At 70.7% G+C, this 25,045-nt stretch carries 21 protein-coding genes; 15 read left to right on the forward strand and 6 right to left on the reverse strand.

From position 1 onward, the window contains the following. The coding region (locus tag QM633_RS04615; RefSeq protein ID WP_415152555.1) for a hypothetical protein at window positions 1-956 on the forward strand (956 nt) is incomplete at its 5' end. 9 nt (window positions 957-965) lie between these two features. Here QM633_RS04615 and purU read toward each other — a convergent pair. Next, window positions 966-1,817, reverse strand: coding sequence for a formyltetrahydrofolate deformylase (purU, locus tag QM633_RS04620; protein WP_415152556.1), 852 nt, complete (start codon window positions 1,815-1,817; stop codon window positions 966-968). 97 nt (window positions 1,818-1,914) lie between these two features. On the opposite strand from purU, the gene QM633_RS04625 reads away from it, so the two are divergent. Together QM633_RS04625 and QM633_RS04630 are read left to right on the forward strand one after the other, a co-directional pair. Then, the gene (locus QM633_RS04625; protein WP_415152557.1) at window positions 1,915-3,132 is read left to right on the forward strand and encodes an NADP-dependent isocitrate dehydrogenase; all 1,218 of its coding nucleotides are present in this window, start codon (window positions 1,915-1,917) and stop codon (window positions 3,130-3,132) included. A 48-nt stretch (window positions 3,133-3,180) separates the two neighbouring features. Next, window positions 3,181-4,248: a glycosyltransferase family 2 protein gene (locus QM633_RS04630; RefSeq protein ID WP_415152558.1), complete on the forward strand. Its 1,068-nt coding sequence runs from the start codon at window positions 3,181-3,183 to the stop codon at window positions 4,246-4,248. A 55-nt stretch (window positions 4,249-4,303) separates the two neighbouring features. Here the strand turns inward: QM633_RS04630 and QM633_RS04635 are convergent, their stop codons facing one another. After that, entirely contained in the window at window positions 4,304-5,557 is a 1,254-nt protein-coding gene (locus QM633_RS04635; RefSeq protein WP_415152559.1) for a CDP-glycerol glycerophosphotransferase family protein, read from the reverse strand. A 65-nt stretch (window positions 5,558-5,622) separates the two neighbouring features. Here QM633_RS04635 and QM633_RS04640 point away from each other — a divergent pair, with 65 nt between their 5' ends. Further along, window positions 5,623-6,951 (forward strand): hemolysin family protein, encoded by a 1,329-nt coding sequence (locus QM633_RS04640; protein WP_415152560.1) that lies wholly within the window; start codon window positions 5,623-5,625, stop codon window positions 6,949-6,951. Between the two features lie 56 nt (window positions 6,952-7,007). After that, a complete protein-coding gene (locus QM633_RS04645) occupies window positions 7,008-8,222 on the forward strand; it encodes an aminoglycoside phosphotransferase family protein (RefSeq protein WP_415152561.1) in 1,215 nt (404 codons plus the stop codon). A gap of 143 nt (window positions 8,223-8,365) precedes the next feature. On the opposite strand, the gene QM633_RS04650 is transcribed toward QM633_RS04645, so the two are convergent. Together QM633_RS04650 and QM633_RS04655 are read right to left on the reverse strand one after the other, a co-directional pair. After that, the gene (locus QM633_RS04650) at window positions 8,366-8,656 is read right to left on the reverse strand and encodes a DUF1905 domain-containing protein (RefSeq protein WP_415152562.1); all 291 of its coding nucleotides are present in this window, start codon (window positions 8,654-8,656) and stop codon (window positions 8,366-8,368) included. Window positions 8,657-8,676: 20 nt separating this feature from the next. Beyond that, complete coding sequence (locus QM633_RS04655; RefSeq protein WP_415152563.1) at window positions 8,677-8,916, reverse strand: hypothetical protein; 240 nt, start codon at window positions 8,914-8,916, stop codon at window positions 8,677-8,679. Window positions 8,917-8,991: 75 nt separating this feature from the next. On the opposite strand from QM633_RS04655, the gene QM633_RS04660 reads away from it, so the two are divergent. The 4 genes from QM633_RS04660 (at window position 8,992) to meaB (ending at window position 15,293) form a co-directional block, all read left to right on the forward strand. After that, entirely contained in the window at window positions 8,992-9,945 is a 954-nt protein-coding gene (locus QM633_RS04660; protein ID WP_415152564.1) for a helix-turn-helix transcriptional regulator, read from the forward strand. 108 nt (window positions 9,946-10,053) lie between these two features. Further along, window positions 10,054-11,904 (forward strand): methylmalonyl-CoA mutase small subunit, encoded by a 1,851-nt coding sequence (mutA, locus tag QM633_RS04665; protein ID WP_415152565.1) that lies wholly within the window; start codon window positions 10,054-10,056, stop codon window positions 11,902-11,904. Continuing rightward, complete coding sequence (scpA, locus tag QM633_RS04670) at window positions 11,901-14,090, forward strand: methylmalonyl-CoA mutase (protein WP_415152566.1); 2,190 nt, start codon at window positions 11,901-11,903, stop codon at window positions 14,088-14,090. Before mutA ends, scpA begins: the two co-directional genes overlap by 4 nt. Window positions 14,091-14,165: 75 nt before the next feature. Beyond that, window positions 14,166-15,293 (forward strand): methylmalonyl Co-A mutase-associated GTPase MeaB, encoded by a 1,128-nt coding sequence (meaB, locus tag QM633_RS04675; RefSeq protein ID WP_415152567.1) that lies wholly within the window; start codon window positions 14,166-14,168, stop codon window positions 15,291-15,293. A gap of 489 nt (window positions 15,294-15,782) precedes the next feature. On the opposite strand, the gene QM633_RS04680 is transcribed toward meaB, so the two are convergent. Together QM633_RS04680 and QM633_RS04685 are read right to left on the reverse strand one after the other, a co-directional pair. After that, a complete protein-coding gene (locus QM633_RS04680; RefSeq protein ID WP_415152568.1) occupies window positions 15,783-16,634 on the reverse strand; it encodes a YjjW family glycine radical enzyme activase in 852 nt (283 codons plus the stop codon). Next, entirely contained in the window at window positions 16,627-18,168 is a 1,542-nt protein-coding gene (locus QM633_RS04685) for a YjjI family glycine radical enzyme (protein ID WP_415152580.1), read from the reverse strand. The genes QM633_RS04680 and QM633_RS04685 overlap by 8 nt, the downstream gene beginning before the upstream one ends. A 209-nt stretch (window positions 18,169-18,377) precedes the next feature. Between QM633_RS04685 and QM633_RS04690 the strand changes: the two genes are divergently transcribed. From QM633_RS04690 to QM633_RS04715, 6 genes are all read left to right on the forward strand, one after another. Next, window positions 18,378-19,430, forward strand: coding sequence for a BMP family lipoprotein (locus QM633_RS04690; RefSeq protein WP_415152569.1), 1,053 nt, complete (start codon window positions 18,378-18,380; stop codon window positions 19,428-19,430). Window positions 19,431-19,549: 119 nt separating this feature from the next. Further along, the gene (locus tag QM633_RS04695) at window positions 19,550-21,109 is read left to right on the forward strand and encodes an ABC transporter ATP-binding protein (RefSeq protein WP_415152570.1); all 1,560 of its coding nucleotides are present in this window, start codon (window positions 19,550-19,552) and stop codon (window positions 21,107-21,109) included. Then, window positions 21,106-22,221 (forward strand): ABC transporter permease, encoded by a 1,116-nt coding sequence (locus QM633_RS04700; RefSeq protein WP_415152571.1) that lies wholly within the window; start codon window positions 21,106-21,108, stop codon window positions 22,219-22,221. The genes QM633_RS04695 and QM633_RS04700 overlap by 4 nt, the downstream gene beginning before the upstream one ends. 64 nt (window positions 22,222-22,285) lie before the next feature. Continuing rightward, a complete protein-coding gene (locus QM633_RS04705; protein WP_415152572.1) occupies window positions 22,286-23,554 on the forward strand; it encodes an ABC transporter permease in 1,269 nt (422 codons plus the stop codon). Continuing rightward, window positions 23,550-23,984 carry a cytidine deaminase gene (locus QM633_RS04710; RefSeq protein ID WP_415152581.1) on the forward strand — a complete coding sequence of 145 codons (435 nt, stop codon included), beginning with the start codon at window positions 23,550-23,552 and terminating at the stop codon, window positions 23,982-23,984. The genes QM633_RS04705 and QM633_RS04710 overlap by 5 nt, the downstream gene beginning before the upstream one ends. Further along, complete coding sequence (locus QM633_RS04715) at window positions 23,984-25,045, forward strand: adenosine deaminase (protein ID WP_415152573.1); 1,062 nt, start codon at window positions 23,984-23,986, stop codon at window positions 25,043-25,045. The genes QM633_RS04710 and QM633_RS04715 overlap by 1 nt, the downstream gene beginning before the upstream one ends.

Raw genomic sequence — 25,045 nt, forward strand, 5'->3', positions numbered from 1 at the left:
CGACGGCGACGGCGACGGACCAGGATGACCGGACCGGGCAGGTGCTCCGCGTCTACAGCAACAACATCGAGAACCTCGTCACCAACCTCTCGGACGGACAGTGCGAGAAGGTGTCGGTCGCCGCGCACGCCGCGTCCATGCTCGTCGACTCCACCGGGGTGAAGGGCGCCCTGGCCGCCGTCCCCGCGCAGGCGCCCGACCTGCTGATGCTGCAGCAGGTCAGCGGCTCGGCGCAGGCCCAGGAGTACGCCGACCAGCTGTCCGCGGCGACCGGCCGGCCGGCGGGCACCTACCGGGCCATCGTCGCCTGGGCCGAGCCGGGGGAATGGGGGCACACCCACGACTGTGCGCAGCGCGACCTCGGCCGGCTCAAGTCCGTCCAGACCAATGCGATCATCTACAACTCCGCCACGCTGCGGCTGACCGGCTCCTCGCTGACCTGGGCGGCCGGTTGGCTCGCTCCCGGGCGGGCCTACGCCGGCGGTCAGGGCTGTACGGCGTACGAGCCGCCCAGCGTCGACACGGGGGCGCGGGCGAACCGCTGGCAGCGGACGACGGCCGTGGCCGCGCGGTTCACGCTGGTCGGATCCGGCACCACGGTCTTCGCCGCGTCGATGCACCTGCCCAAGCAGAACATGACCCACGCGTGCGCCGGCGACGGCGACACCGGGATGTCCGGCACCGGCATCCGGCTGAGCGCGGCGGCGACGAAGCTGCTGAGAGCGTCGGCGGTGCGGGTGATCGGGGTGGACGCGAACCGCACCGGGATCGCGTCCGACGCGCTGCGGGGCTACGGGGTGACCGGCTACGGAGCCTCCGCGACGGTGGGGCACCGGACCCGGATCGACTACCTCTTCGTCCGCGGCCGGGTCAGGGCGTCCGGGATCGACCACACCGTGCAGGGGACGCTGTCGAACCACCGCGCCCTCTACGGGTACATCGACCTGCCTGGCTGAGCGGGACGCTCAGCTGAAGATGACCGTGCGGCCGCCGTCCAGCAGGACGCGGTGCTCGGCGAACAGCTTCACCGCCTCGGTGAGCGTCCGGCTCTCCTGTTCCTGGCCGATCGCGACCAGTTCGGGAACCTCCATGGTGTGGTCGACCCGGCGCACGTTCTGTTCGATGATCGGCCCCTCGTCCAGATCGGAGGTGACGAAGTGGGCGGTCGCGCCGATCAGCTTCACACCGCGGGAGTGCGCCTGGCGGTACGGGTTCGCGCCCTTGAAGCCCGGCAGGAACGAGTGGTGGATGTTGATCGCGCGTCCGGCCAACTCCGCGCACAGCTCGGGGGAGAGGATCTGCATGTAGCGGGCCAGCACCACCAGTTCGATGTCGTGCTCGGCGACCACGTCCAGGATGTGCCGCTCGACCTCAGCCTTCGTCTCCGGCGTCACCGGGTGATGCTCGAAACCGACGCCGTAGAACGTCGCGAGATCGGCCAGGTCCGGGTGGTTGGCGATGATCAGCGGCATGGTGATCGGCAGGTAGCCCGAACGCTGCCGGAACAGCAGGTCGTTCAGGCAGTGGCCGGCCCTGGATGCCAGGACCAGCGTCCGCCGCCGGCGTCCCACGTAGTCGAGGACCCACTGCGCGCCGAGGCCTTCGGCGATCGCGGCGAAGTCGTGCTCGAAGTGCGACCGGTCGAAGCCCGACTGCACCTGGACGCGCATGAAGAAGCGTCCCGACTCGGTGGACGTGAACTGCTGCAGCTCGGTGATGTTGCCGCGGGCCTCGACGATGGCGCCGGTCACCTGGTGCACGATCCCCGGCCGGTCGGGGCAGGACAAGGTGAGCAGCCAGTGGGTCGAGTCGATCACGGCTGACAGGGTAGCGTCCCCCGGATCCCGCGAGCCCTCCGCCGGCGGGGCTCCGGTATGTTTGCGGCAACGTCGCACACGGGAGGAACGCGCAGAGATGGCGAAGATCAAGGTCGAGGGAACAGTCGTCGAACTGGACGGCGACGAGATGACCCGGATCATCTGGCAGTTCATCAAGGAGCGCCTGATCCACCCCTACCTCGACGTGAATCTCGACTACTACGACCTGGGGATCGAGAACAGGGACGCGACCGACGACCAGGTGACGATCGACGCCGCCAACGCCATCAAGGCCCACGGTGTCGGTGTGAAGTGCGCGACGATCACACCCGACGAGGCCCGGGTGACCGAGTTCGGCCTGAAGAAGATGTGGCTGTCCCCGAACGGGACGATCCGCAACATCCTCGGCGGCGTGGTGTTCCGCGAGCCGATCATCATCTCCAACATCCCGCGGCTGGTGCCGGGCTGGACCAAGCCGATCGTGATCGGCCGCCACGCCCACGGCGACCAGTACAAGGCCACGAACTTCAAGGTGCCCGGCGCGGGCCAGCTGACCATCACCTTCACGCCGGCGGACGGCTCGGAGCCGATCCAGCACGTCGTCGCCAACTACGCCGACGACGGCGGCGTGGCGATGGGCATGTACAACTTCAACCAGAGCATCCGCGACTTCGCCCGGGCGTCCTTCAGCTACGGGCTGATGCGGAACTACCCGGTCTACCTGTCCACGAAGAACACGATCCTGAAGGCCTACGACGGCGCGTTCAAGGACATCTTCGCCGAGGTCTTCGAGGCCGAGTTCAAGGCCGAGTTCGACGCCCGCGGGCTCACCTACGAGCACCGGCTGATCGACGACATGGTGGCCTCCGCGATGAAGTGGGAGGGCGGCTACGTCTGGGCGTGCAAGAACTACGACGGCGACGTGCAGTCCGACACGGTCGCGCAGGGCTTCGGCTCGCTCGGCCTGATGACGTCGGTGCTGATGACTCCCGACGGGAAGACCGTCGAGGCCGAGGCCGCGCACGGCACGGTGACCAGGCACTACCGGATGCACCAGCAGGGAAAGCCCACCTCCACCAACCCGATCGCCTCGATCTTCGCCTGGACGGGCGGGCTGAAGCACCGCGGAAAGCTGGACGGGACCCCCGAGGTGACCGCCTTCGCCGAAGCCCTCGAGCAGGTCTGCGTCTCGACCGTCGAGGAGGGCAGGATGACCAAGGACCTCGCCCTGCTGGTCGGTCCCGACCAGGCCTGGCTGACCACGGAGGAGTTCCTCGCCGCGCTCGAGGAGAACCTCGCCGCGAAGCGGGCCTGACTCCCCTCCGAGGGCACTCGTGGCGTGGAGTCTGCGAGAATGTCGGACGTGAGGTCACGCCCGGCGGCAGCGATGCGTCCCGAGCTCGAACCGCTGCCCGAGAACGTGGCCGTCTCCTACGTGATGCCGGTGCTGAACGAGGCCGGGCACCTGGCGGAGGCCGTGCGGGCCGTGCTGTCGCAGGAGTACGACGGCGAGCAGGAACTCGTGCTGGCGCTCGGCGCATCCGCCGACGGCACGGACACGGTCGCCGCGCGGCTCGCCGCGTCCGACCCGAGGGTGCGGCTGGTCGCCAATCCTCGCAACGACATCCCGATCGGGATGAACCTGGCGATCCGGGCCAGCCGCTACCCCGTGATCGTGCGGGTGGACGCCCACGCCGAGCTCCCGCGCGGCTACACCGCCGCCATGGTCGACATGCTCCGCCGGACCGGCGCGGCCAACGTCGGCGGCGTCATGGAGGCCCGCGGGCGCGGCCGCTTCCAGCGCGCGGTGGCCAGGGCCTACAACTCGCCGTTCGGGCTGGGTGGCGGTTCCTGGCACCACGGCGAGGACGAGGCCGAGTGCGACTCCGCCTACCTCGGTGTGTTCCGCCGCGAGGTGCTCGAGCAGGTCGGCCTCTACGACGAGGGACTGCGTCGCGCCGAGGACTGGGAACTCAACCACCGGATCCGCTCGGCCGGCCACCGGATCATGTTCACGCCCAGGCAGCGGGTCGTCTACTGGCCACGGGACAACGAGGACGCGCTGCGCCGCCAGATGTTCGCCACCGGAGTGTGGCGCGGCCACCTGGTCCGGCGGCAGCAGTCGACGCCCTGGCGCTACCTGCCGCCTCCCGCCGTCGCGGTGCTGGTCGCGGTCAGCCTGCTGGTCGCCCTGCTGCAGCTGCTCGGCGTGGCCCGCGGCGCGGGCTGGGCGCTCGCGCACGTGCCGTCGCTGGGCTACGCGGCCGGCGTCACCGCCGTCGGCCTCACCCGGCTCGGTGGGGACGGGATCATCGACCGGCTGCTGAACGTCGTCGTCCTCGCTACCATGCATCTGGCCTGGGGCGCGGGCTTCATCAAGGGCTGGCTGACCGGAGCGGCGAGGACCGTCGACAGCTCCCGGGTCGCCTGAACGCCGCAGCCGACCAGCACCGGGAGGCGGGCGCGGAACCGTCGCGAGAGCTCGCTCAGGAGAAGCGACGGGCGACCAGCGCGGAGGCTTCCGCGACCACGCGTTGCGCGCTGCGCCCATCGGTCCACTCGTGGAAGCGGAGGGCCAGCTCGCGGGAGTGCGCGGCCGCCGCGTCGGCCGCGGCCGGGTCGGTGAACAGGTGCTCCAGCCGGTCCACCACGTCGTCCCAGTCCGTGCTCCAGCGGCCGCCGGAGAGCCAGTCGTAGTCGACGTAGAGGCCCCGGCTCGCCCGGTAGGCGTCCAGGTCGGGGGCGAGCAGCACCAGGGGGCGTCCGGTGACGACGTAGTCGACCAGCATCGAGGAGTAGTCGGTGACCAGCGCGTCCAGCCCCCACAGGAGCGGCATCGACTCCGGCTGGTCCTGCGCCGTCAGCAGCCGCACACGGGAGGAGGCGTGGGTGTACTCGCCGACCCCGAGCGGATGCGGCCGCACCAGCAGGACGAGGTCGAACCGCTCGCACAGCTCCTCGATCCGCAGCCACTGCAGCTCGGTCGGCACCCCGGGGTCGGGGTCGCCGTCGCGCCAGGTCGGCGCGTAGAGCACGACCCTGCTCGCGGCGTGCTCACCCAGGTGCGGAGCCAGCAGTGCCCGGGACGCCGCGACCCGCTCCTGGCGCGTCCCGGCGAACAGGACGTCCGCGCGCGGCTCGCCCAGCACCTTCACCTGGCCCCTCATCAGGTGGAAGGCCGAGGCGAGGAACGGCGCGAAGAAGCCGGAGCCGGTGGGGAACAGCGAGATCTGGCTCGTTCCCGCTCGGTAGGCCCGGCGGATCAGGGCCGACACACCGGGCACGCGCTCGAGCCCGCCGAGCGTCGTCACCGCGGGGGAGTCGCCGTGCAGCTTCTTCAGCGGAGCGCCGTGCCAGAGCTGGACGATCACCGCCCCGCTCACGCCGTAACGGTCCACGTCGCCGAAGCCGTGCGTCACCGCCACCAGCCCGGCGCGCAGGGTGAGCCGGTGGGCCTCGGCCGAGTCGCGGTCGACCACCGCGTGCACGCCGTGCGCGCGGGCCGCCGCCGACTCCTCGGCGGACCCACTCAGCCAGACCAGTCGTGGCGGATCGGGAAGCGCCTTCGCCGCGCGCCAGAACGCCAGGGCTCCGTCCGCCGGACCGAACGCCGAGCCGATCACCCACAGCCGGGGGTCCCGCGTGGAGGAGCGGGCCTGCACGGCGCCCCACGCGTAGCGGGGGAGGCCGAGCAGCTTGCCCAGGTTCCCCCGGGCGAACCGGAATCCCCCGCTCGACATGGCCCCAGAGGCTACACCGGCCGGGGGATCGGTAGAATCGGGCACTCACCAACCCTGGGGGCCTGTTGAACCCGATCGTCGGCGACATCCTGCTGATCCTGCTCTTCATCGTGATCGGCGGCGTGTTCGCCTCCGCCGAGATGGCGCTGGTGTCGCTGCGCGAGTCCCAGATCAAGCAGCTCGCCGCCCGGGGCAAGCGTGGCCAGACCGTCGCGAAGCTCACCGCCGACCCGAACCGGTTCCTCTCCGCCGTGCAGATCGGCGTCACCCTCGCCGGGTTCCTCTCCGCCGCTTACGGCGGCGCCACCCTCTCCAGCAGCCTCGCCGGCGTTCTGGCCGGCTGGGGGATGCCGGCCGGCGTCGCCTCACCGGTCGCCCTGGTCCTGATCACCATCGTGATCTCCTACTTCTCGATCGTGATCGGCGAGCTGACCGCCAAGCGGCTGGCCATGCAGCGGGCGGAGGCCTTCGCGATGATGCTCGGGCCGCTGGTGAACGCGATCGCCCGGCTGGCCCGACCGGTGATCTGGTTCCTCGGGGTGTCCACCGACCTGCTCGTCCGCGTGCTGGGCGGCGACCCGAAGGCGTCCCGCGAGGAGGTCACCGACGAGGAGCTGCGGGAGATGGTGGGCAGCTCGCAGACCCTCGGCGACGAGGAGCGCCAGATCGTGGACGAGGTGTTCTCCGCCGGACAGGTCAGCCTGAGGGAGGCGATGATCCCACGCACGGAGGTGGACTTCCTGGACGGGTCGCTGTCCGCCCACAAGGCCTTCCGCCGCATGCAGGGGGCGTCGCACAGCCGCTACCCGGTGATCGGCGACGGGCCCGACGACGTGATCGGCTTCGTGCACGTCCGCGACCTCGCCGACCTCGATCCGGCCCGGCGCAACGTCCCGGTGCGCGAGCTCGTCCGTCCGGTGGCCTCGCTGCCCCAGTCGGTGAAGATCCTGCGCGCGCTCACCGAGATGCGCCAGACCCGGCAGCACCTCGTGATCGTGCGCGACGAGTACGGCGGCACGGCGGGCATCGTCACGATCGAGGACCTCGTCGAGGAACTGATCGGCGACATCACCGACGAGTTCGACGTCGAGTCCGTCCGCGCCACGGACAACGCGGACGAGACCATCGACCTCGACGGCCTGGTGACCCTGGAGGACTTCGGCCAGCAGATCGGGTTCGCGCTGCCCGAGGGCCCCTACGACACCGTCGCGGGGTTCGTGATGGCCCGGCTGGGGACCCTCCCGCAGGTCGGCGACAGCTGCACGGTCGACCTGCTGCCCGAGCACGAGCAGGGCGATCCGAGACGCTTCGAACTGCGTGTCACCGAGCTGGACGGACGCAGGGCCGCCCGGCTCCGGCTGACGAATCTCGGCGACGTGCCCGCGGAGGAGTAGGAGCGTCCCACTCCTCGAAGTAAGGTGCTGCCTGCCCGCGCTGACAAGGAGGTGAAGTGCCCGCGTCCGACCCCGACGGTTCGGTTCTGCTCACCTCGGACGATGTCGGGTCCCTGCTCGCCGCGGCGGTCCAGCACGCCGGCGGCAGCCTCGTCTCGTGGGCGCTCGACCACATCGACGCCAACCCCGCGCAGTCCACGACGGCGACCTACTCCGCGCTGGTCGACTGGCCCTATGGCCGCAGGGAGGAGCTGCTCGGGGTGAGCGCGCGGGCGTCCGGCCCCGCCGACACCGACAGTGCCGCCGAGATCTTCGCCGACGGCGAGCGCGAGGTGGCCGTGTGGATCTATCCCCAGGACCCCGACCTGCCGGGCCTCGCCCGCGCCGCGTACGCGGAGTCGATGGCCGAGATCGCGAACGGCCACGACCTCTTCTCCCGGACGGTCCGCCCCGAGGACCTGAACCTGCAGATGATCGGCTACCGTCCGCGCCGGCGCGCCGTCGTCAAGGTCACCTGCGGGGACCAGGTCGTCTACGTGAAGGTGCTGCGGGCCCGGCTCTTCGACGATGTGCTCTTCCGTCACCGTCTCCTCGCGGATGCGGGGCTGCCCGTCCCCGAGGTCGCGGCGACGACCGAGGATCATCTGCTGGTGCTGCGCGCCCTTCCCGGGCAGCCGCTCGCGCGGGCGATCTTCGACGCGCCCGACCCGTGCACGGCGGAGGAACTGATCGGACTCCTCGACGCGATGCCGGCCTCGGTGGCGCGGCTGGACCGGCGGCCGCCCTGGTCGGACGCCGTCGGCCACTACGCGCGCATGGTGGCCGCGGCCGTGCCCGCCCTCGGGGCGAGGCTCGACTGGCTGGTCGACACGATCAACCAGGGGCTGTCGCCGATCCCGCCGGGCGGCGAGCCCACCCACGGCGACTTCCACGAGGGCCAGGTGCACGTCGCCGGCGGCCACGTCTGCGGGATGCTCGACACAGACACGATCGGGCCCGGACGGCGGGCCGACGACCTTGCCTGTCTGGTCGCCCACCTGTCCACGATCCAGCGGATGAGCGCGTCCCAGGAGGCGCGGGTGCACCAGCTGATTCGGCGTTGGGTGCCGGTCTTCGACACCCGCGTCGATCCCACCGAGCTCCGCCTGCGCTCGGCCGCCGTGATCATCTCGTTGGCCACCGGTCCGTTCCGCGGCCAGGAACCCGACTGGGAGCGAGAGACCGCCACCATGGTCGGCTCGGCCGAGGCCCTGGTGCGGCAGGTGGTCTGAGCGAGCCGTTCGGCCGGCAATACCGCCGGGGGAGGGGCATGGAGCACGCGGGCCAGGTCGGCGGCGGACCGGGCGGAGACCGACCTCGAGACGGGTCAGGGTCGAGAGATGCTCAAGACAACTGGTGACAGCGGAGGCGCCGGTCAGCCTCGGACGACCAGGCGCATCCGCAGGTGGACGCTCGCGCCGACCCCGACTCCCGGTGGCCGCACGGCGAGTTTCAGCGGGACGAGATAGCGGCCGTCCCTGGGGAACAGCGAGGTGGTGAACTGCTTTCCGTCCAGCCACGCCTCGACCGGGATGCAGCCCCAGCCGTAGGTCAGCGCGCCGGCCAGGTCGTGGATGGCGTCGCTCTCGGCGCCGGGGACGACCGCGTAGTAGTAGGGCGCGGGGCCGCGCCACTCGATCACGTCCGCGGTGAACTCGAACTCCATCCGGCCTCCGCCCGTCGGCCTCAGTACAGCAGGCCGCGACGGGAAGGGTCCAGAGTGTCCCTGGCCTGCTCGACCTGACGCAGGGACGCGTGGAGCGCGGGGTCGACGTCGCGGCCGACCTCGGGCGGGAGCAGGACGCGGGCCGCGGTGAGGCTGCGGAGGAATCCGACGACGGCGTCCCGACGTGGATGGGTGGGCGCCGGACGGCTGGCCGACCAGACACCGTGGCTGAGCTGCGGGGTGAGGGTTCGCTGTGTCATGGAAGGACCGTAGGATCAAACCCGGACAATCCACTTCCGGATTATGCCCACCTCTTCCTAGGCAGGATTGCCACGATGGCCGATCACGCGAGCCCCACCGCCCGGGCGCTGCTCACGCTCGAGCTGATCCAGACCCGGCCCGGAATCACCGCGGGCGATCTCGCCGGCGCTCTCGGCGTCAGCGAGCGCGCGGCGCGCCGCTACGTCGGCATCCTGCGCGAGGCGGAGATCCCGATCCGGTCCGTCCCGGGGGTGCGCGGCGGCTACACCGTGGGACGGGGCGTCCGCCTGCCCCCGCTGGTCTTCTCCTCCACCGAGGCGCTCGGCATGGTGATGGCCGTCCTCGACAGCCACCACGACGCGGCGGACAACTCCGACCCCGTCGGCAATGCCCTGCGCAAGATCATCCGGGCGCTCCCCGAGGCGGTCGCCACCCAGGCCGAGGTCGTGCGAAGGACGGCCCGTCCCGTGCCCGACCGGCACGCCGTGCCTCCCGACCCGACCACGACCGCGGCGCTCGTGCTGGCCAGCTCCTGCGCGCACGTGGTCCGGATCGGCTACCGCACCGGCTCCGGCAGCGAATGGGAAGCCGTGGTCGAGCCGTGGGCGGTCGTGGTCCGGCATGGACGCTGGTACCTGCTGTGCCGGCGCCCGCGGGACGGTGCCATCCGCACCTACCGGGTCGACCGGGTCCGCTCCGTGGCCGAACTGGAGGAGCCGTTCGAGCCGCCCGCCGACCTCGATCCGGTGGCCGCACTGGAGGAGAACTTCGCCGTCGGCTGGGAGTTCGCCGTGGAGATCCTCGTCGACGGGCCCCTCGGGGAGGTGCAGCCGTGGGTGCCCCGCGCGATCGGTCGCCTGGAGGCCGTGGACGCCGAGCACACCCGGATGGTGGGCACCACCAGCGATCCGCCCTGGTTCGCCGAGATGCTGGCTGCGTTGCCGATGCCGTTCCACGTGATCGACGGCCCCGAACTCCGGGCGGCCGTGGACGATCTCGGCCGCCGGCTGCTGGCCGCGGTCGTCTGACCGCCGGGGTAGCAGTACGGTGTCCACGATCTGGGATCCGGGTTGCGCATTCGTCCCGAAATGGTCGGACCAACCGATCCGGCCGGGGCCCGGCGCTAGGGTGAAACCATGACCGACACGCCCCTGCTGCTTGCCGGGGATTTCGCCACTCCCACCAGGGAAGACTGGGAGGTTGAGGTCCTGAAGGTCCTCAACCGGCGACGTCCCGAAGGTAAGGAACTCACCATCGACCAGGCCATGAAGCGCCTGCGGACGACCACCGTCGACAACCTCACCATCGAGCCGCTCTACACCGAGACCGACGTGACGCTCGGCCACCCCGGAGTGATGCCGTTCACCCGCGGAACGATGGTCAAGACCAGCCCGCTCGTCGGCTGGGACATCCGCCAGCTGCACGAGGACCCCGACGTCGCGTTCACCGCGCGCGAGATCGTCGCCGACCTCGAGCGCGGCGCCAGTTCGGTCTGGCTGCGGACCGGCTCGGACGCGATCGGCGTCGACGACGTCGCGACCGTCCTCGCCGACGTCCAGCCCGACCTCGCCCCCGTCTCGATCAGCAGCGTGGAGGACCAGGTCGCCGCGGCCAGGGCCCTGGTCGCCTGGTGGAAGGGCGCGGACGCCCACCACGCCCGCGGCAACCTCGGTCTGGACGCCCTCGCGAAGGCGGCCCGTACCGGAGAGGCGCCCGACCTCGGCGCGCAGGCCGAATGGGTGGCGGCGACGCTCGCGGAGCTGCCGATGGTCCGGGCACTGACCGTCGACGTGCTGCCGTACGACGACGCCGGCGCCAGCGACGTCGACCAGCTCGCGTTCGCGCTCGCCACCGGTGTCGCGTACCTGCGCGACCTCGAGGCGGCCGGGATCGCGCCCTCCGCCGCGTTCGGCCAGATCGCCTTCCGGGTCAGCGCGAACGCCGACCAGTTCACCACCATCGCCCGGCTGCGCGCCCTGCGCCGGCTGTGGGCCCGCGTCGGCGAGGTCAGCAACGTGCCGGCCGGCGCCCGCGGAGCCGTCCAGCACGCGGTCACCTCGCACCGGATGATCACCCGTGACGATCCGTGGGTGAACCTGCTCCGGGGCACGATCGCGACGTTCGCCGCCGCCGCCGGCGGCGCGGAGATCATCACCTGCCTCCCGTTCGACACCGCCTGGGGCCTGCCGGACGAGCGCAGCCGCCGGCTGTCGCGCAACACGCAGGCCCTCGCGTCCGAGGAGTCCAACATCGGGCGGGTCTCCGACCCGGCGGGAGGCTCCTGGTACGTGGAGGAGCTCACCAAGGCCCTCGCCGCCAGGGCGTGGGAGTCGTTCCAGGCCATCGAGGCCGCCGGCGGCATGGTCACGGCGCTCACCTCGGGCCAGGTGGCGGAGCGCATCGCCGCGACCAACGCCGAGCGGACGGGCCGGTTGGCCACCCGCAAGCAGCCGCTCACCGGCGTCAGCATGTTCCCCAAGCCGGACGAGGAGCCGGTGCAGGCCAGGCCGCGTCCCGCGACGCCGGCCCGCAACGGGCTCGCCCCGCGCCGGGACTCCGAGGTCTTCGAGGCGCTCCGCGACCGCGCGGCCGCCGCCGACCCGAGGCCGGCCGTGTTCCTGGCCTGCCTGGGGGCGCGTCGCGACTTCGGTGGACGCGAGACGTTCACCGGCGCCCTGCTGGGCGTGGGTGGTATCGAGCGCCCGTCCAGCGAGGGCGGGACGGCGGAGGAGATCGTCGCCAAGGTCACCGAGGCCGGCGCGAAGTTCGTGATCCTGTGCTCCTCGGCGAAGGTGTACGCGGCGCAGGCCGTGGAGGTCGCGAAGGCGCTCAAGGCGGCCGGCGTCCCGACGGTGTACATCGCAGGGCGCAAGACCGAGGCGGCCTCCGAGGAGGTCGACTCCGTGATCGACGGCGAGGTGTTCGACGGCATGGACGTCGTGGCGTTCCTCACCGAGGCGATGGACCGGATTGGAGTGGCGAAGTGAGCAGCATCCCGAACTTTTCCGAGGTCGACCTCGGCGCGCCGAGCGTCCCGGCCGACTCCGCAGAGCAGTTCCACGCGCTGCTGGAGTCCTCGCCGTCGTACTCCGAGGGGTGGCAGACCCCCGAGCACATCCTGGTGCCGCCGAACTTCGACGCGTCCGCCTACGAGGGCCTCGACTTCCTGCACACCTACCCCGGCATCCCGCCGTTCCTGCGCGGGCCGTACGCCACCATGTACGTCAACCAGCCCTGGACGATCCGCCAGTACGCCGGCTTCTCCACCGCTGAGGAGTCGAACGCCTTCTACCGGCGCAACCTGGCCGCGGGCCAGAAGGGCCTGTCGATCGCCTTCGACCTGGCCACGCACCGCGGCTACGACTCCGACCACCCGCGGGTGACCGGCGACGTCGGCATGGCCGGTGTGGCAGTGGACTCGATCCTGGACATGCGCCAGCTGTTCGCGGGCATCCCGCTGGACCAGATGTCGGTGTCGATGACCATGAACGGCGCCGTGCTGCCCGTCCTGGCCCTCTACGTGGTGGCGGCCGAGGAGCAGGGGGTGAGGCTGGACCAGCTCGCGGGCACGATCCAGAACGACATCCTCAAAGAGTTCATGGTTCGCAACACCTACATCTACCCGCCGGCGCCGTCGATGCGGATCATCGCCGACATCTTCGCGTTCACGTCGGCGAACATGCCGAAGTTCAACTCGATCTCGATCTCCGGCTACCACATGCAGGAGGCCGGGGCGACCGCGGATATCGAGATGGCCTACACGCTGGCCGACGGCGTGGAGTACATCCGCGCCGGCGAGTCGGTCGGCCTGAAGGTCGACCAGTTCGCGCCGCGGCTGAGCTTCTTCTGGGCGGTCGGCATGAACTTCTTCATGGAGGTCGCCAAGTTCCGGGCCGCCCGGCTGCTGTGGGCCCGCCTGGTGCGGCAGTTCGAGCCGAAGAACCCGAAGTCGATGAGCCTGCGGACGCACAGCCAGACCTCGGGCTGGTCGCTGACCGCGCAGGACGTGTTCAACAACGTCATGCGCACCTGCCTGGAGGCGATGGCCGCCACCCAGGGCCACACGCAGTCGCTGCACACCAACGCGCTGGACGAGGCCATCGCCCTGCCGACCGACTTCTCGGCCCGGATCGCCCGCAACACCCAGCTGTTCATCCAGCAGGAGTCGGGCACCTGCCGCACGGTCGACCCGTGGGCGGGCTCGGCGTACGTCGAGAAGCTCACCTACGAACTGGCGACGAAGGCCTGGGACCTGATCCAGGAGGTCGAGGCGGCCGGTGGCATGGCCAAGGCGATCGAGGCGGGCATCCCCAAGATGCGCATCGAGGAGGCCGCGGCCCGCACCCAGGCCCGGATCGACTCCGGACGCCAGCCGCTGATCGGCGTGAACAAGTACATCGTCGAGAACGACGTGCTGCCGGAGGTGCTGAAGGTCGACAACGCCAAGGTGCGCGAGGAGCAGATCGCCAAGCTGACCAGGCTCCGCGCCGAGCGCGACCAGGCGGCGACCGACGCGGCGCTGGAGAAGCTCACCTGGGCGGCGTCCAACCCCGACCCGACCGACCCGGAGCGCAACCTGCTCAAGCTGAGCATCGACGCCGCCCGGGCCCAGGCCACCGTCGGGGAGATCTCCGACGCCCTGGAGAAGGTCTTCGGCCGCTACACCGCGAACATCCGTACCATCTCGGGTGTGTACAACTCCGAGTCCGGCTCGACCACCGCGGTCACCAATGCCCGCGAACTCGTCGACGACTTCGAGAAGGCCGAGGGCCGGCGCCCGCGCATCCTGGTCGCCAAGATGGGCCAGGACGGGCACGATCGCGGCCAGAAGGTGATCTCGACGGCGTTCGCCGACCTCGGCTTCACCGTCGATGTCGGTCCGCTGTTCCAGACGCCGGAGGAGACGGCCCGCCAGGCCGTCGAGTCGGACGTGGACGTGGTGGGCGTCTCCTCGTTGGCTGCCGGTCACCTCACCCTGGTGCCGGCGCTGCGCGCCGAACTCGACAAGGTCGACCGGCAGGACATGATGATCGTGGTCGGCGGTGTGATCCCGCCCCAGGACTTCGACGAGCTGTACGCCAAGGGGGCCGACGCGATCTACCCACCGGGCACGATCATCCCGGACGCGGCGATCGAACTGCTCACCAAGCTGCGCGAGCGCCTGGACGCATAGCCGAATGATCGTCGAAGGGAGGTCCCGGTCAGGCCCGGGATCTCCCTTCGTCGTCATCGGAGAGAGGCTGACACGATGACAGAGGAACGCACCCCCCTGTGGGCAGAGTCGAGTTCGGCGCCCGGGCGCCAGTACGGCGATGCCGAGCCGCCGCGGCGCGACCCGGCGGCGGTCCGTCGGCGCACCCTCGACCCGCGCGAGCTCGCGGAGAAGGTGCTGGCCGGAGACAGGGGGGGTATCGCGCGGGCGATCACCCTGGTCGAGTCCAGCAAGCCCGCCCACCACGCGGTCGCGGCCGGCCTGCTGCGGATCCTGCGTCCGCACACCGGCCGGGCCACCCGCGTCGGCATCACGGGGGTCCCGGGCGCCGGCAAGTCGACCTTCATCGACGCGCTCGGCCAGCGGCTGATCGCGCAGGGCCACCGGATCGCCGTCCTCGCTGTCGATCCGACCTCGGCGAAGACCGGCGGCTCGATCCTCGGCGACCGGACGAGGATGGGCGAGCTCGCGCAGAGCGAGTCGGCGTTCATCCGGCCCTCTCCGGCGGGCTCGCACCTCGGCGGGGTGGCGCGCACCACGAGGGAGTCCATGCTGGTGCTGGAGGCAGCCGGCTACGACGTGGTGCTGATCGAGACGGTCGGGGTCGGCCAGTCGGAGGTCGCCGTGTCGGGCATGGTCGACACCTTCCTGCTGATCGCGCTGGCCCGGGCAGGAGACCAGCTGCAGGGCATCAAGAGGGGCATCCTGGAGATGGCCGACGTGATCGCCGTGAACAAGGCCGACGGCGACAACGAGGGCGAGTCCAGGGTCACCGCGCGCGAGCTGTCCATCGCGATGAAGCTGATCACCTCCGACCCCAAGGCGCCGCGTCCGCCGGTGATGACCTGCTCGGCGCTGACCGGCACCGGCCTGGACGACGTCTGGACGGCGATCGTCGACCACAGGGCGCGGCTCGAGGCGTCCGGTCAGCTGGAGGCGCGGCGGGCCCGGCAGCAGCGGGAGTGGCTGTGGGCGCTGGTGAACGGGGAGCTGGAGGACGCGCTGCGTACCTCCGAAGCGGTGTCCGCGATCCGTGGTCGCCTGGAGGCGCAGGTCGAGGACGGCGAGTTGAGTGCGCTCGAGGCGTCCGACGCCATCCTCGCCGCGTTCGCCACCGACGTCCCCGCCCGCTGGAAGGGACACGACTCGGGGTTCGCCGGCTGAGCCACAGGTTTCGTTCGCGGAGAGTCGGCCGGCCCGCGCTGATCACCGATGTCGTGATCCGGCCACGCTGGTCGTCCCACCTGTCCCACCGGTCACGCACCGAGCGCAGAGCGGCCGAATTCCGTCACCCGTGCTTTCCCGAGCGGGGACCAGGTGCAGCTGACCCGGCGCCGGTCTGCGCGTCTCGCTGTCGTGATCTTGCCAATGGAGTGCCCAGGTGTGACGGGAGAGCCGGGTGGGACACAGAGATTGGCCGGATCGGGTCAGGGTGTCCTGCCCCGCACCAGCCGGGCTATCCGGCCGCGAGCACGGCGTGGCGAACGCGGCCGACGAGCAGCAGTCGGTCGGTGCGCGTCAGCATGACCGCCGTGTCCGCGGCACCCGGGCCTCCGCGACTGACCGCCACGCCCAGGTCGCTGCGCAGCGAGTCCGTCAGCAACGCGGTCGGGCACGTGCCCGACGGCGACAGCGGGACGGAGAAGGCTGCGGCTACACGACGACGAGCTCGAAGCCCGCTACCCCGCGAAGGACGTCGGCGTAGTGGGACCGCTGCTCCGCGGTCGGCTCGCGCAACGGGATCGGCGAGGGGCGCACGCCGTGGTTCCGGTAGCCGATCACCTTCACCCGCATGCGTGGGTCGACCGTGGCCAGCCAGCGCCCGGTGGCGGCCAGCAGGTCGTCGGCGTCGTTCACGCCCTCCAGCAGGAGCAGACGCACCTCGTGCAGCTTGCCGCGGGCGGCCAGGCGTCGGATCGAGGCGAGCACCCGCGCGTTCGACGCCCCGGCGATGCGCTGGTGGATGTCGTCGTCGAGGCACTTCAGGTCCACCATGGCCGCGTCCATCACGTCATCCAGCAGGTCCCAGGTGGCCGGCTCGGTGTCACCGTTGGTGTCGACGAAACAGGTCAGCCGCGGGAACTGCTCGCGCACCGCGCTGAACAGCGCCCGGACGAACGCCGGCTGCTGGGTGGCCTCGCCGCCGGACACCGTCACCCCGGACAGGAACGGTGCTGCCGGCCGGAGCTGCTCGACCAGGTCGGCCACGGCCAGCGTCCGCGCCTTCGGCGTCGAGTCGTACTCGCACACCTCGATGCAGGTGTCGGTGCCCGCGCAGGCCCCCGCGTCCCAGGCGACCTTCCCCGCGATGTCCAGGCTCAGCGCACCCGAGGGGCACGCGACCACGCAGTCGCCACAGTCGATGCAGGGATTGATCGTGTAGGGGTTGTGGCAGGCCAGGCAGTCGAGGTTGCAGCCCTGGGTGAACACGACGAACCGGTTGCCCGGCCCGTCGACCGCCGAGAACTCGATCGTGTTGTTGACCAGGCCGAGAACGTCAGCCAATGCTGGGGCTCAGCTCGGCGGCGGTCACCCGCTTGATCGCGCGGGTGGTCACCGTGTGGTTGACCTCCGCGGTGGCGGCGAGGTAGTCCGAGGAATGCCGCGCGCCGTGCTCCTCCACCCCGACCAGGTCGGACTTGCGGACGAGGTAACCGGTGATCCGGATGAACTCGTTGCTGTCGAGGTTGAAGGTGAAGTCCCGCATGCCGACCTCGAACGCGCCGCGGATCACGTCCACCATCGCCTCGGGGTTGGCCTCGACCGTCTCGTCCACGTGGAAGATGTCGGAGATCCCGGCAGCGAACAGCGCGTGGTGCGGCGCGCAGGCCATGATGTGCTCGCGCAGCCCCGGCTCGTCCCCGATCGGGATCCGTGTTCCGGCCGTGGTGTCGAGGTCGAGGTCGATACCGCTCTGGCTGTGCAGGTAGGCGAAGCCCGCACCCCCTCCGCAGTAGGGCAGCGGACGGGCCGCGACGAGTTCCGCGATCCGCCGCGTGATCCGCCAGGACGCCTCGTTCGCACGGGCATCGTGCCCGTAGCGTGCCCCGGAGCCGTCGCGCGCCATCAATTCGTTCACGCACTCGGCCAGCCCGAAGATGCCGAACATCAGCGAGAACCGGTCCCGCTCGACCAGGCCCTCGGTGGCGAGGAAGTTGCTCTCGAAGAAGCCCTGCTGCTCGACCAGGGAGCGGATCCGGGCCTCGCCCAGTTCCGCGGTCAGTTCCACCCAGTGCGGCAGCGCGTCCGCGCAGAACGTGTCGATGTCCCCGACGTGGCGGGCGACGGCCTCCTTCAGGTTCAGCCGGACGAGGCTGTGCGCGCCGCCGCGCACCTTGAGGGAGTTGTAGCAGCTCACCACCGCGTAGTCGGTGCCGTGGTCGGCCACCATCATCGGGTGGTTCACGAAGTGCGGCTTGCCGGTCACGAACACTGTCTCCACCGCGTCGCGGATCAGGTCGTCCGGGGTCTGGGGCGACACCTTGAGGGTGAGGTTCGGCACCACCTGGCGCAGTGAGCGCTCGACCCGCCAGATCGAGCGGACGATCCGCCCGTCGGACGGCCCGACGTTGGCGTGCACGAAGGCGTCCGGCAGCATCCGGTCCAGCTGGATCCAGAACCGGCGCAGCTTCGCGTCCAGCTCGGCGTCCGGAAGCTCGGCGGGGACGAACGGCTCCAGCAGCGCGTCCAGGTCGCCGAGGTAGACCGGGTAGGTCGTCACCGACGGCACCTGGCTGTACAGGATGGTCAGGAAGGACAGTGCGTCGTCGAGGGTCGCCGGCGGCTCGAGTTCGAGGTAGGCCACCCCCTGGCGCATCGCCAGCGCGTAGTCGGGGAGCACGTAGCGAGGCGTGAACGGACGGTTCCCCTCGAACATGTCGCAGATCACCCTGGCCCGGAGGGCCTCCGCGCAGAGCGGCGACAACGCGGGGTAGGGCAGTGCGTTGTCAGCCAGCGTTGCGAGCCGGCGGAGCTTCTGGTCATAGCCGAGGGCACGGCTCGTCACGAGCTGCTCCGCCTCGGCGCGGAACGCGTCCATTGTCACCGGCACAGTCTACGACGCTGCGTAGGAGAGCGTCGTCGACGGGCGCGCCCGACTCTCGGCGATGTCGCTGGCCGGCTGTGGTTTCGGTTCGGTAACGGTTCGTCACGCCGGCGCCGAAGCGGTCGGGAGCACCTGCCCGCGAGGTCTAGAGTCGCGTCGGTGGGCGCAGCATCCCGCGCCCGACTTTCCAACAAGGAGACACCGTGCGACAGGTGATGAAGATCGTCATCGCGGCGACAACCGCCGCCCTCACCCTCACAGCGTGTGCCAGTGGCACAACCACCCCCGCTGCCACCACTGCCACCTCCGCTGCCAGCTCTGCGGCCCCGGCCATCAAGGTCGGCATGGCCTACGACGTCGGCGGCCGCGGCGACCAGTCGTTCAACGACTCCGCCGCCGCCGGCCTGGACAAGGCCAAGGCAGAGTTCGGCGTCGAGGCCCAGGAGTCCGCCGCGACCAACGGCGAGGCCGAGTCGGCCCGCGAGGAGCGGCTGAACCAGCTGATCGACGCCGGCTACACCAACATCGTCGCGGTCGGCTTCGCCTACGCCACCTCGGTCCAGAAGGTCGCCGGCGAGAACCCGGACGTGAAGTTCGCGATCGTCGACGACCAGTCGATCACCGCCGACAACGTGATGAACCTCACCTTCGCGGCCAACCAGGGCTCGTTCCTCGTCGGTGCGGCCGCGGCGCTCACCACCAAGACCAAGAACGTCGGCTTCGTCGGCGGTGTCGAGACCGACCTGATCAAGAGTTTCGAGGCCGGCTTCGACGCGGGCGTGAAGGCCGTCGACCCGAGCATCACCATCCAGAGCAAGTACCTCACCCAGCCGCCGGACTTCTCGGGCTTCTCGTCGGTCGACAAGGGCAAGGCTGCCGCTGAGGGCATGTACCAGAAGGGTGCTGACGTCGTCTACCACGCGGCCGGCGGTTCCGGCGGCGGCGTGTTCACCGCGGCCAAGGCGGCCGGCAAGTGGGCGATCGGCGTCGACTCCGACCAGGCCCTCACCGCAGCGGAGGACGTCCGCGACGTCGTCCTCACCTCGATGATCAAGCGCGTCGACACCGGCGTGTACTACTTCATCAAGTCGATCCACGACGGCACCTTCGCGGGCGGCACCCAGGTGTTCGACCTGAAGACCGACGGCGTCGGCTACTCCACCACCGGTGACCACCTGTCCTCCGACACGATCGCCAAGCTGGAGGAGTACAAGAAGCAGATCATCGACGGGACGATCACCGTTCCCGACAAGTGATCGCCGGTTCCCGCTGACCAGATGATGCCGGTCCGGGCCACACCGAGGGGTGTGGCCCGGACCGTCTCTTCTCCCACTAGAGTGCGTCCGTTCGGGTCTTCGACGAGGAGAGCGTGCCCATGACAACAGCTGCCGAGCCGGCTGCACCGGCGAGCGGGGCGGACGGAGTTCCGCTGGCGGTCGAACTGCAGGGGATCACCAAGCGGTTTCCCGGCGTGGTCGCCAACTCCGACATCTCGCTGAGGGTGCGCAAGGGCAGCATCCACGCGATCGTCGGAGAGAACGGCGCGGGCAAGTCCACCCTGATGAAGATCCTCTACGGGGTGCAGGCCCCTGACGAGGGCACCATCGCGGTCAACGGTGAGCGCGTCGAACTGAAGAGCCCGACCGACGCGATCCGGACCGGCATCGGAATGGTGTTCCAGCACTTCATGCTGGCCGACAACCTGACCGTGCTCGAGAACGTCGTCCTCGGCGCGGAGAAGCTGCACGGCATCGGCGACGCCGCCCGCGCGGAGATCCGGCGGATCTCGACCGAGTACGGAATGCACGTCCCTCCGGACGCGCTCGTCGCCGACCTCGGCGTCGGTGACCGGCAGCGCATCGAGATCCTGAAGGTCCTCTACCGCGGCGCCCGCATCCTGATCCTGGACGAGCCGACCGCGGTGCTGGTGCCGCAGGAGGTCACCGAGCTGTTCGGCCACCTGCGCGAGCTGAAGTCCGAGGGGCTCACCGTCATCTTCATCTCCCACAAGCTCGACGAGGTCCTCGACGTGGCCGACGACATCACGGTGATCCGGCGCGGCACCACGGTGGCCGAGGTGGACCCGGCGACCGTCAGCGCCCGCCAGCTCGCCGAGCTGATGGTCGGCTCCGAGCTGCCCTCCCCGCAGACCGAGGAGTCGACGGTCACCGACCGGGTCATGCTCGCCCTGGAGGGGGTGGAGCTCGCCGGCGCCGGCCAGGCGAAGACGCTGGACGGGATCGACCTGACCATCCACGCGGGCGAGATCCTCGGCATCGCCGGGGTCGAGGGCAACGGCCAGGCCGAACTCGTCGAGGTCGTGATGGGCATGCGCCGGCCCGACACCGGCAGGGTGCTGCTGGAGGGCGAGGACATCACCACCGCCAGCGTCCGCGAGATCCGTGAGGCCGGGGTGGGCTACATCCCGGAGGACCGGCACCGGCACGGCCTGCTGCTGGACGCCCCGCTGTGGGAGAACACGATCCTCGGCCACCAGACCCAGCCGCCGAACGTCCGGGGTCCGCTGATCGACGCCGCGGCCGCCCGCGCGAACACGCAGCGGATCGTCGACGCCTTCGACGTCCGCACGCCCTCGATCCAGGTCAGTGCCGGCTCGCTGTCCGGTGGCAACCAGCAGAAACTGATCATCGGCCGCGAGATGAGCCAGTCGCCGCGGGTGCTCGTCGCCGCCCACCCCACCCGTGGTGTGGACGTGGGCGCCCAGTCGGCGATCTGGGACCTGATCAAGGCCGCGCGGCGGGAGGGCATGGCCGTGCTGCTGGTCTCGGCCGACCTGGAGGAGCTCGTCGGGCTCTCCGACACCCTCAAGGTGATCCTGCGCGGGCGACTCGTCGCCGACTTCGACCCCGACGTGGTCACCCGTGAGCAACTCGGCGCCGCCATGACCGGTGCGGACAGGGAGGACGGACGATGAAGATGGACGTCCGCAGGATCGGGCTCGGCCTGGCCGCTCCCGTGCTCGCGATCGTCGTCGCGCTGTTGCTGACGACGCTGATCCTGCTGCTCGCCGGAGACCCGGTGCTGGCGGTCTGGCAGGTGCTGTTCAAGGCGCCACTGCCACGCCAGGTCGTGGCGATCATCAACGAGGCCACCGTGCTGTACCTCTCGGCGGTGGCGGTCGCCATCGGCTTCAAGATGAACCTGTTCAACATCGGCGTCGACGGGCAGTACCGGGTGGCGTCGTTCGTCGCCGCGGTGTTCGCGGGCGCCCACTTCCTGCCCGGCTGGCTGAACATCATCGTCTCCCTCATCGTGGCCATGGCCAGCGGCGCCCTGTGGTCGCTGATCGCCGGCCTGCTGAAGGTGACCCGCGGGGTGTCGGAGGTGATCAGCACGATCATGCTGAACTACATCGCCACCTACCTGGTCGCGTACTTCCTGCGAATGGCCGCGGTGAAGGTGGAGGGCTCGAACGCCACCAGCACGCAGATCCTCGCCGAGGACTCGCGCGTCCCCGGGATCAGCTTGGAGTGGCTGTTCGGCACGCCGCGGCAGATCTACGGGTTGATCGTGCTGGCGATCCTGATCGGGGTCGCGTACTGGTTCCTGCTGGCGCGAACCCGGTTCGGCTTCGACCTGCGGGCGACCGGCGCGTCCGAGTCGGCAGCGGTGGCCAGCGGCGTGAACGTGAAGAAGATGGTGATCACGGCGATGGTGCTCTCCGGCGCGGCCGCCGGCCTGGTCGGGATGCCGCTGCTGTTCGGCCAGGACTACGCCTACGGCGACACCGTGCAGGCCGGGCTCGGTTTCGCGGGCATGTCGGTGGCCCTGCTGGGACGCAACCATCCGGTCGGCATGGCCTTCGCCGCCGTCCTGTGGGGCTACCTCGACCAGCTGAGCAACGGCCTCCAGATCAGCGCCGGTGTCTCCGACCGGCTCGTGCAGATCATCCAGGGCATCATCGTGCTGTCGGTCGTGATCGCCTACGAGCTCGTCCGGCGCGCCAGCCAGCGGATGGAGCAACGTCGGGTGGCCCGCGAGCTGGCGGCCCAGGGCCGTCCGGAGGCAGAGGCGGTGGCGGCATGAGAGCACCGCTCGGAGTTCCGCTCCTCCGCCGCGCTCACCAGCACAACTCCGAGGGGACCCCGCGATGAGCTCCACAGCCCCCGTCCTCTCCCCGACCCTCCCGACCGCGACCGCGCGGCGTCCGTGGTGGTACTGGCCGGCGATCGTGGTCGGCTCCGTCGTCGTCATCTCGACCGTCCGCGTCCTCACCGGCGCGAACGACATCGACTCCTCCGGGGCGCTCACCGCGGCGATCGGGTTGGCGATGCCGCTCGCCCTGGCCGGCCTGGGTGGCCTGTGGAGCGAGCGGGCGGGCGTCACGAACATCGGCCTGGAAGGCATGATGATCGTCGGCACCTGGGGCGCGGCCTTCTTCGGCTTCCACTACGGTCCGTGGGCGGGCATCCTCGGGGCGGTGTTCATGGGCGTCGTCTTCGGCGCGATCCATGCCCTGGCCACCGTGATCTTCGGCGTCGACCACATCGTCTCCGGCGTGGCGATCAACCTGCTCGGCGCGGGCACCGGCTCCTACCTGGCCGTGCGGACCTTCTCCGGCCTGCCCGGCGGCGGGCCCACCCAGTCGCCCCCGCTGGACCAGCTGCCGTTCCTGTCCGTGCCCGGGCTGGGCGACGCGCTGCTGCAGCTCGAACAGTCGCGGACCTGGCTGGTGGCGGACCTGGCCGGGATCCTCCGCGCGGTGACCACCAACGTGAACGCCCTGACCATCATCGGCGTGGCCCTGCTGGTGTTCACCGGGTGGTTCCTGTGGCGGACGGCGATCGGGCTGCGACTGCGCTCCTGCGGCGAGGCGCCGTACGCGGCGGAGACCCTCGGCGTGAACGTCCTGCGCTACAAGTTCGTCGCCGTGCTGGTCTCCGGCGGCCTGGCCGGCCTGGCCGGCGGCTTCCTCGTCCTCGTCGCGTCCAACCTGTACCGGGAGGGGCAGACCGGCGGTCGTGGCTACATCGGCCTCGCCGCGATGATCTTCGGCAACTGGCGCCCCGGCGGGCTGGCGGCCGGCGCGATGCTGTTCGGCTACGCGGACGCGATCCAGCTGCGCGGCGGTGGGGACGTGATCCACGCCTACCTGCTGCCGATCGGCTTGCTGCTGCTCGGCTGGGGGATCTGGGCGCTGGTCCGGCGCGCCGAGGGCAAGTCCCTCTCGGGCGGCCTGTGGCGGATCGGGATGTCGCTGCTCGTGCTGGCCTGGTACGCGTTCACGACCGAGGTGCCTTCGGAGTTCACCAACATGACCCCCTACATCGCCACCCTGCTGGTGCTCGCCTTCTCCGCACAGCGACTGCGGATGCCGAAGGCGGACGGGCAGGTCTACCGGAAGGGTGAGGCCGATTAGCGGCGTCGACTGGGAGCCGCTGCGGGCCAGGGCCCGTGAGCTGAGCGGCAGAGCGTACGCGCCGTACTCCCGCTTCCCGGTGGGAGCCGCGGCGCTCGTCGACGACGGACGGGTCGTCGCCGGCTGCAATGTGGAGAACGCGGGCTACGGGGTGGCCCTGTGCGCGGAGTGCGGGCTGGTCTCCGAGCTCGTCGCCGGTGGCGGCGGCCGGCTGGTGGCCGTGACCTGCTGCAATGCGATCGGGGAACGGCTGATGCCCTGCGGGCGGTGCCGCCAGCTGCTCTGGGAGCACGGGGGCCCCGGCCTGCTGGTCGACACCCCGCTCGGTGTGCTTCCGATGAGCGAGGTGCTGCCCCAGGCGTTCGGTGCGGCCGATATCGACCACATCACCCGCGGCGCCGCGGGCGTCGCCGGCAGGGAGGATTCGTAGTGGGAGTTCCGATCGAGGTCTGCCGGGCGCTGCCGAAGGTGGCGCTGCACGACCATCTGGACGGCGGGCTGCGTCCCTCGACGATCGTCGAGGAGGCCGCGGCGGTCGGCCACGTCCTGCCGACGACCGACCCGGCCGCACTGGGCGACTGGTTCTACGCCGCGGCCGACTCCGGCTCGCTGGTGCGCTACCTGGAGACCTTCGACCACACGATCGCCGTGATGCAGACCGCCGCTGCGCTGCGCAGGGTCGCGCGGGAGTTCGTCGAGGACCAGGCCGCCGACGGGGTGATCTACGCGGAGGCGCGCTGGGCGCCCGAGCAGCACCTCGCGTCCGGCCTGACGCTGCGCGAGGCGGTCGAAGCGGTCAGGGACGGCCTGGCGGAGGGCATGGTGGCCGAGGCGCAGGCGGGGCGCCCGATCGTGGCCAGGCAGATCCTCACCGCGATGCGGCACGGCACGCCGACCACCACGATCGCGGAGTTGGCGTTGGAGTACCGGCACGACTCGGTGTGCGGCTACGACATCGCCGGTGCGGAGGACGGGTACCCGCCGAGCCGGTTCGGCGACTCGTTCGCCCTGCTGCGGCGCAACAACTTCGAGTTCACGATCCACGCCGGCGAGGCGTTCGGCCTGCCGTCGATCTGGGAGGCCGTGCAGCTGTGCGGCGCCTCCCGTCTGGGCCACGGCGTCCGGCTGATCGGGGACATCGGCCCCGACGGCGCGCTGGGTGAACTCGCGACCTACATCAGGGACCGGCGGATCGCGCTGGAGCTGTGCCCGTCGTCGAACCTCCAGACCGGCATCTGTTCGCGGATCGCCGACCACCCGTTCGGGAGGCTCGCGCGGCTCGGTTTCCGGGTCATCGTGAACTGCGACAACCGGCTGATGAGCCGCACCACGATGAGTCGGGAGTTCGCGCTGCTCAGCGACGCCTTCGGCTACGACCTCGACGACCTGCGGCGGTTCAGCGTCAACGCGGCCAAGAGCGCGTTCGTGCACCTGCCGGAGCGGGTGGCCCTGATCGAGCGGATCGACGCCGGCGTCGCCGCGCTGGGCTGA

Origin of the sequence: Propionicimonas sp. (genome assembly GCF_047606205.1) — a bacterium.
Lineage (GTDB): Bacteria > Actinomycetota > Actinomycetes > Propionibacteriales > Propionibacteriaceae > Propionicimonas.

Coding starts and splice junctions, on each gene's coding strand:
- QM633_RS04685 (WP_415152580.1), bottom strand. CDS start 18,168: ATGGACGCGTTCCGCGCCGAGGCGGAGCAGCTCGTGACGAGCCGTGCC.
- QM633_RS04705 (WP_415152572.1), top strand. CDS start 22,286: ATGAGCTCCACAGCCCCCGTCCTCTCCCCGACCCTCCCGACCGCGACC.
- meaB (WP_415152567.1), top strand. CDS start 14,166: ATGACAGAGGAACGCACCCCCCTGTGGGCAGAGTCGAGTTCGGCGCCC.
- QM633_RS04635 (WP_415152559.1), bottom strand. CDS start 5,557: ATGTCGAGCGGGGGATTCCGGTTCGCCCGGGGGAACCTGGGCAAGCTG.
- QM633_RS04625 (WP_415152557.1), top strand. CDS start 1,915: ATGGCGAAGATCAAGGTCGAGGGAACAGTCGTCGAACTGGACGGCGAC.
- QM633_RS04695 (WP_415152570.1), top strand. CDS start 19,550: ATGACAACAGCTGCCGAGCCGGCTGCACCGGCGAGCGGGGCGGACGGA.
- QM633_RS04650 (WP_415152562.1), bottom strand. CDS start 8,656: ATGGAGTTCGAGTTCACCGCGGACGTGATCGAGTGGCGCGGCCCCGCG.
- QM633_RS04700 (WP_415152571.1), top strand. CDS start 21,106: ATGAAGATGGACGTCCGCAGGATCGGGCTCGGCCTGGCCGCTCCCGTG.
- mutA (WP_415152565.1), top strand. CDS start 10,054: ATGACCGACACGCCCCTGCTGCTTGCCGGGGATTTCGCCACTCCCACC.
- QM633_RS04655 (WP_415152563.1), bottom strand. CDS start 8,916: ATGACACAGCGAACCCTCACCCCGCAGCTCAGCCACGGTGTCTGGTCG.
- QM633_RS04660 (WP_415152564.1), top strand. CDS start 8,992: ATGGCCGATCACGCGAGCCCCACCGCCCGGGCGCTGCTCACGCTCGAG.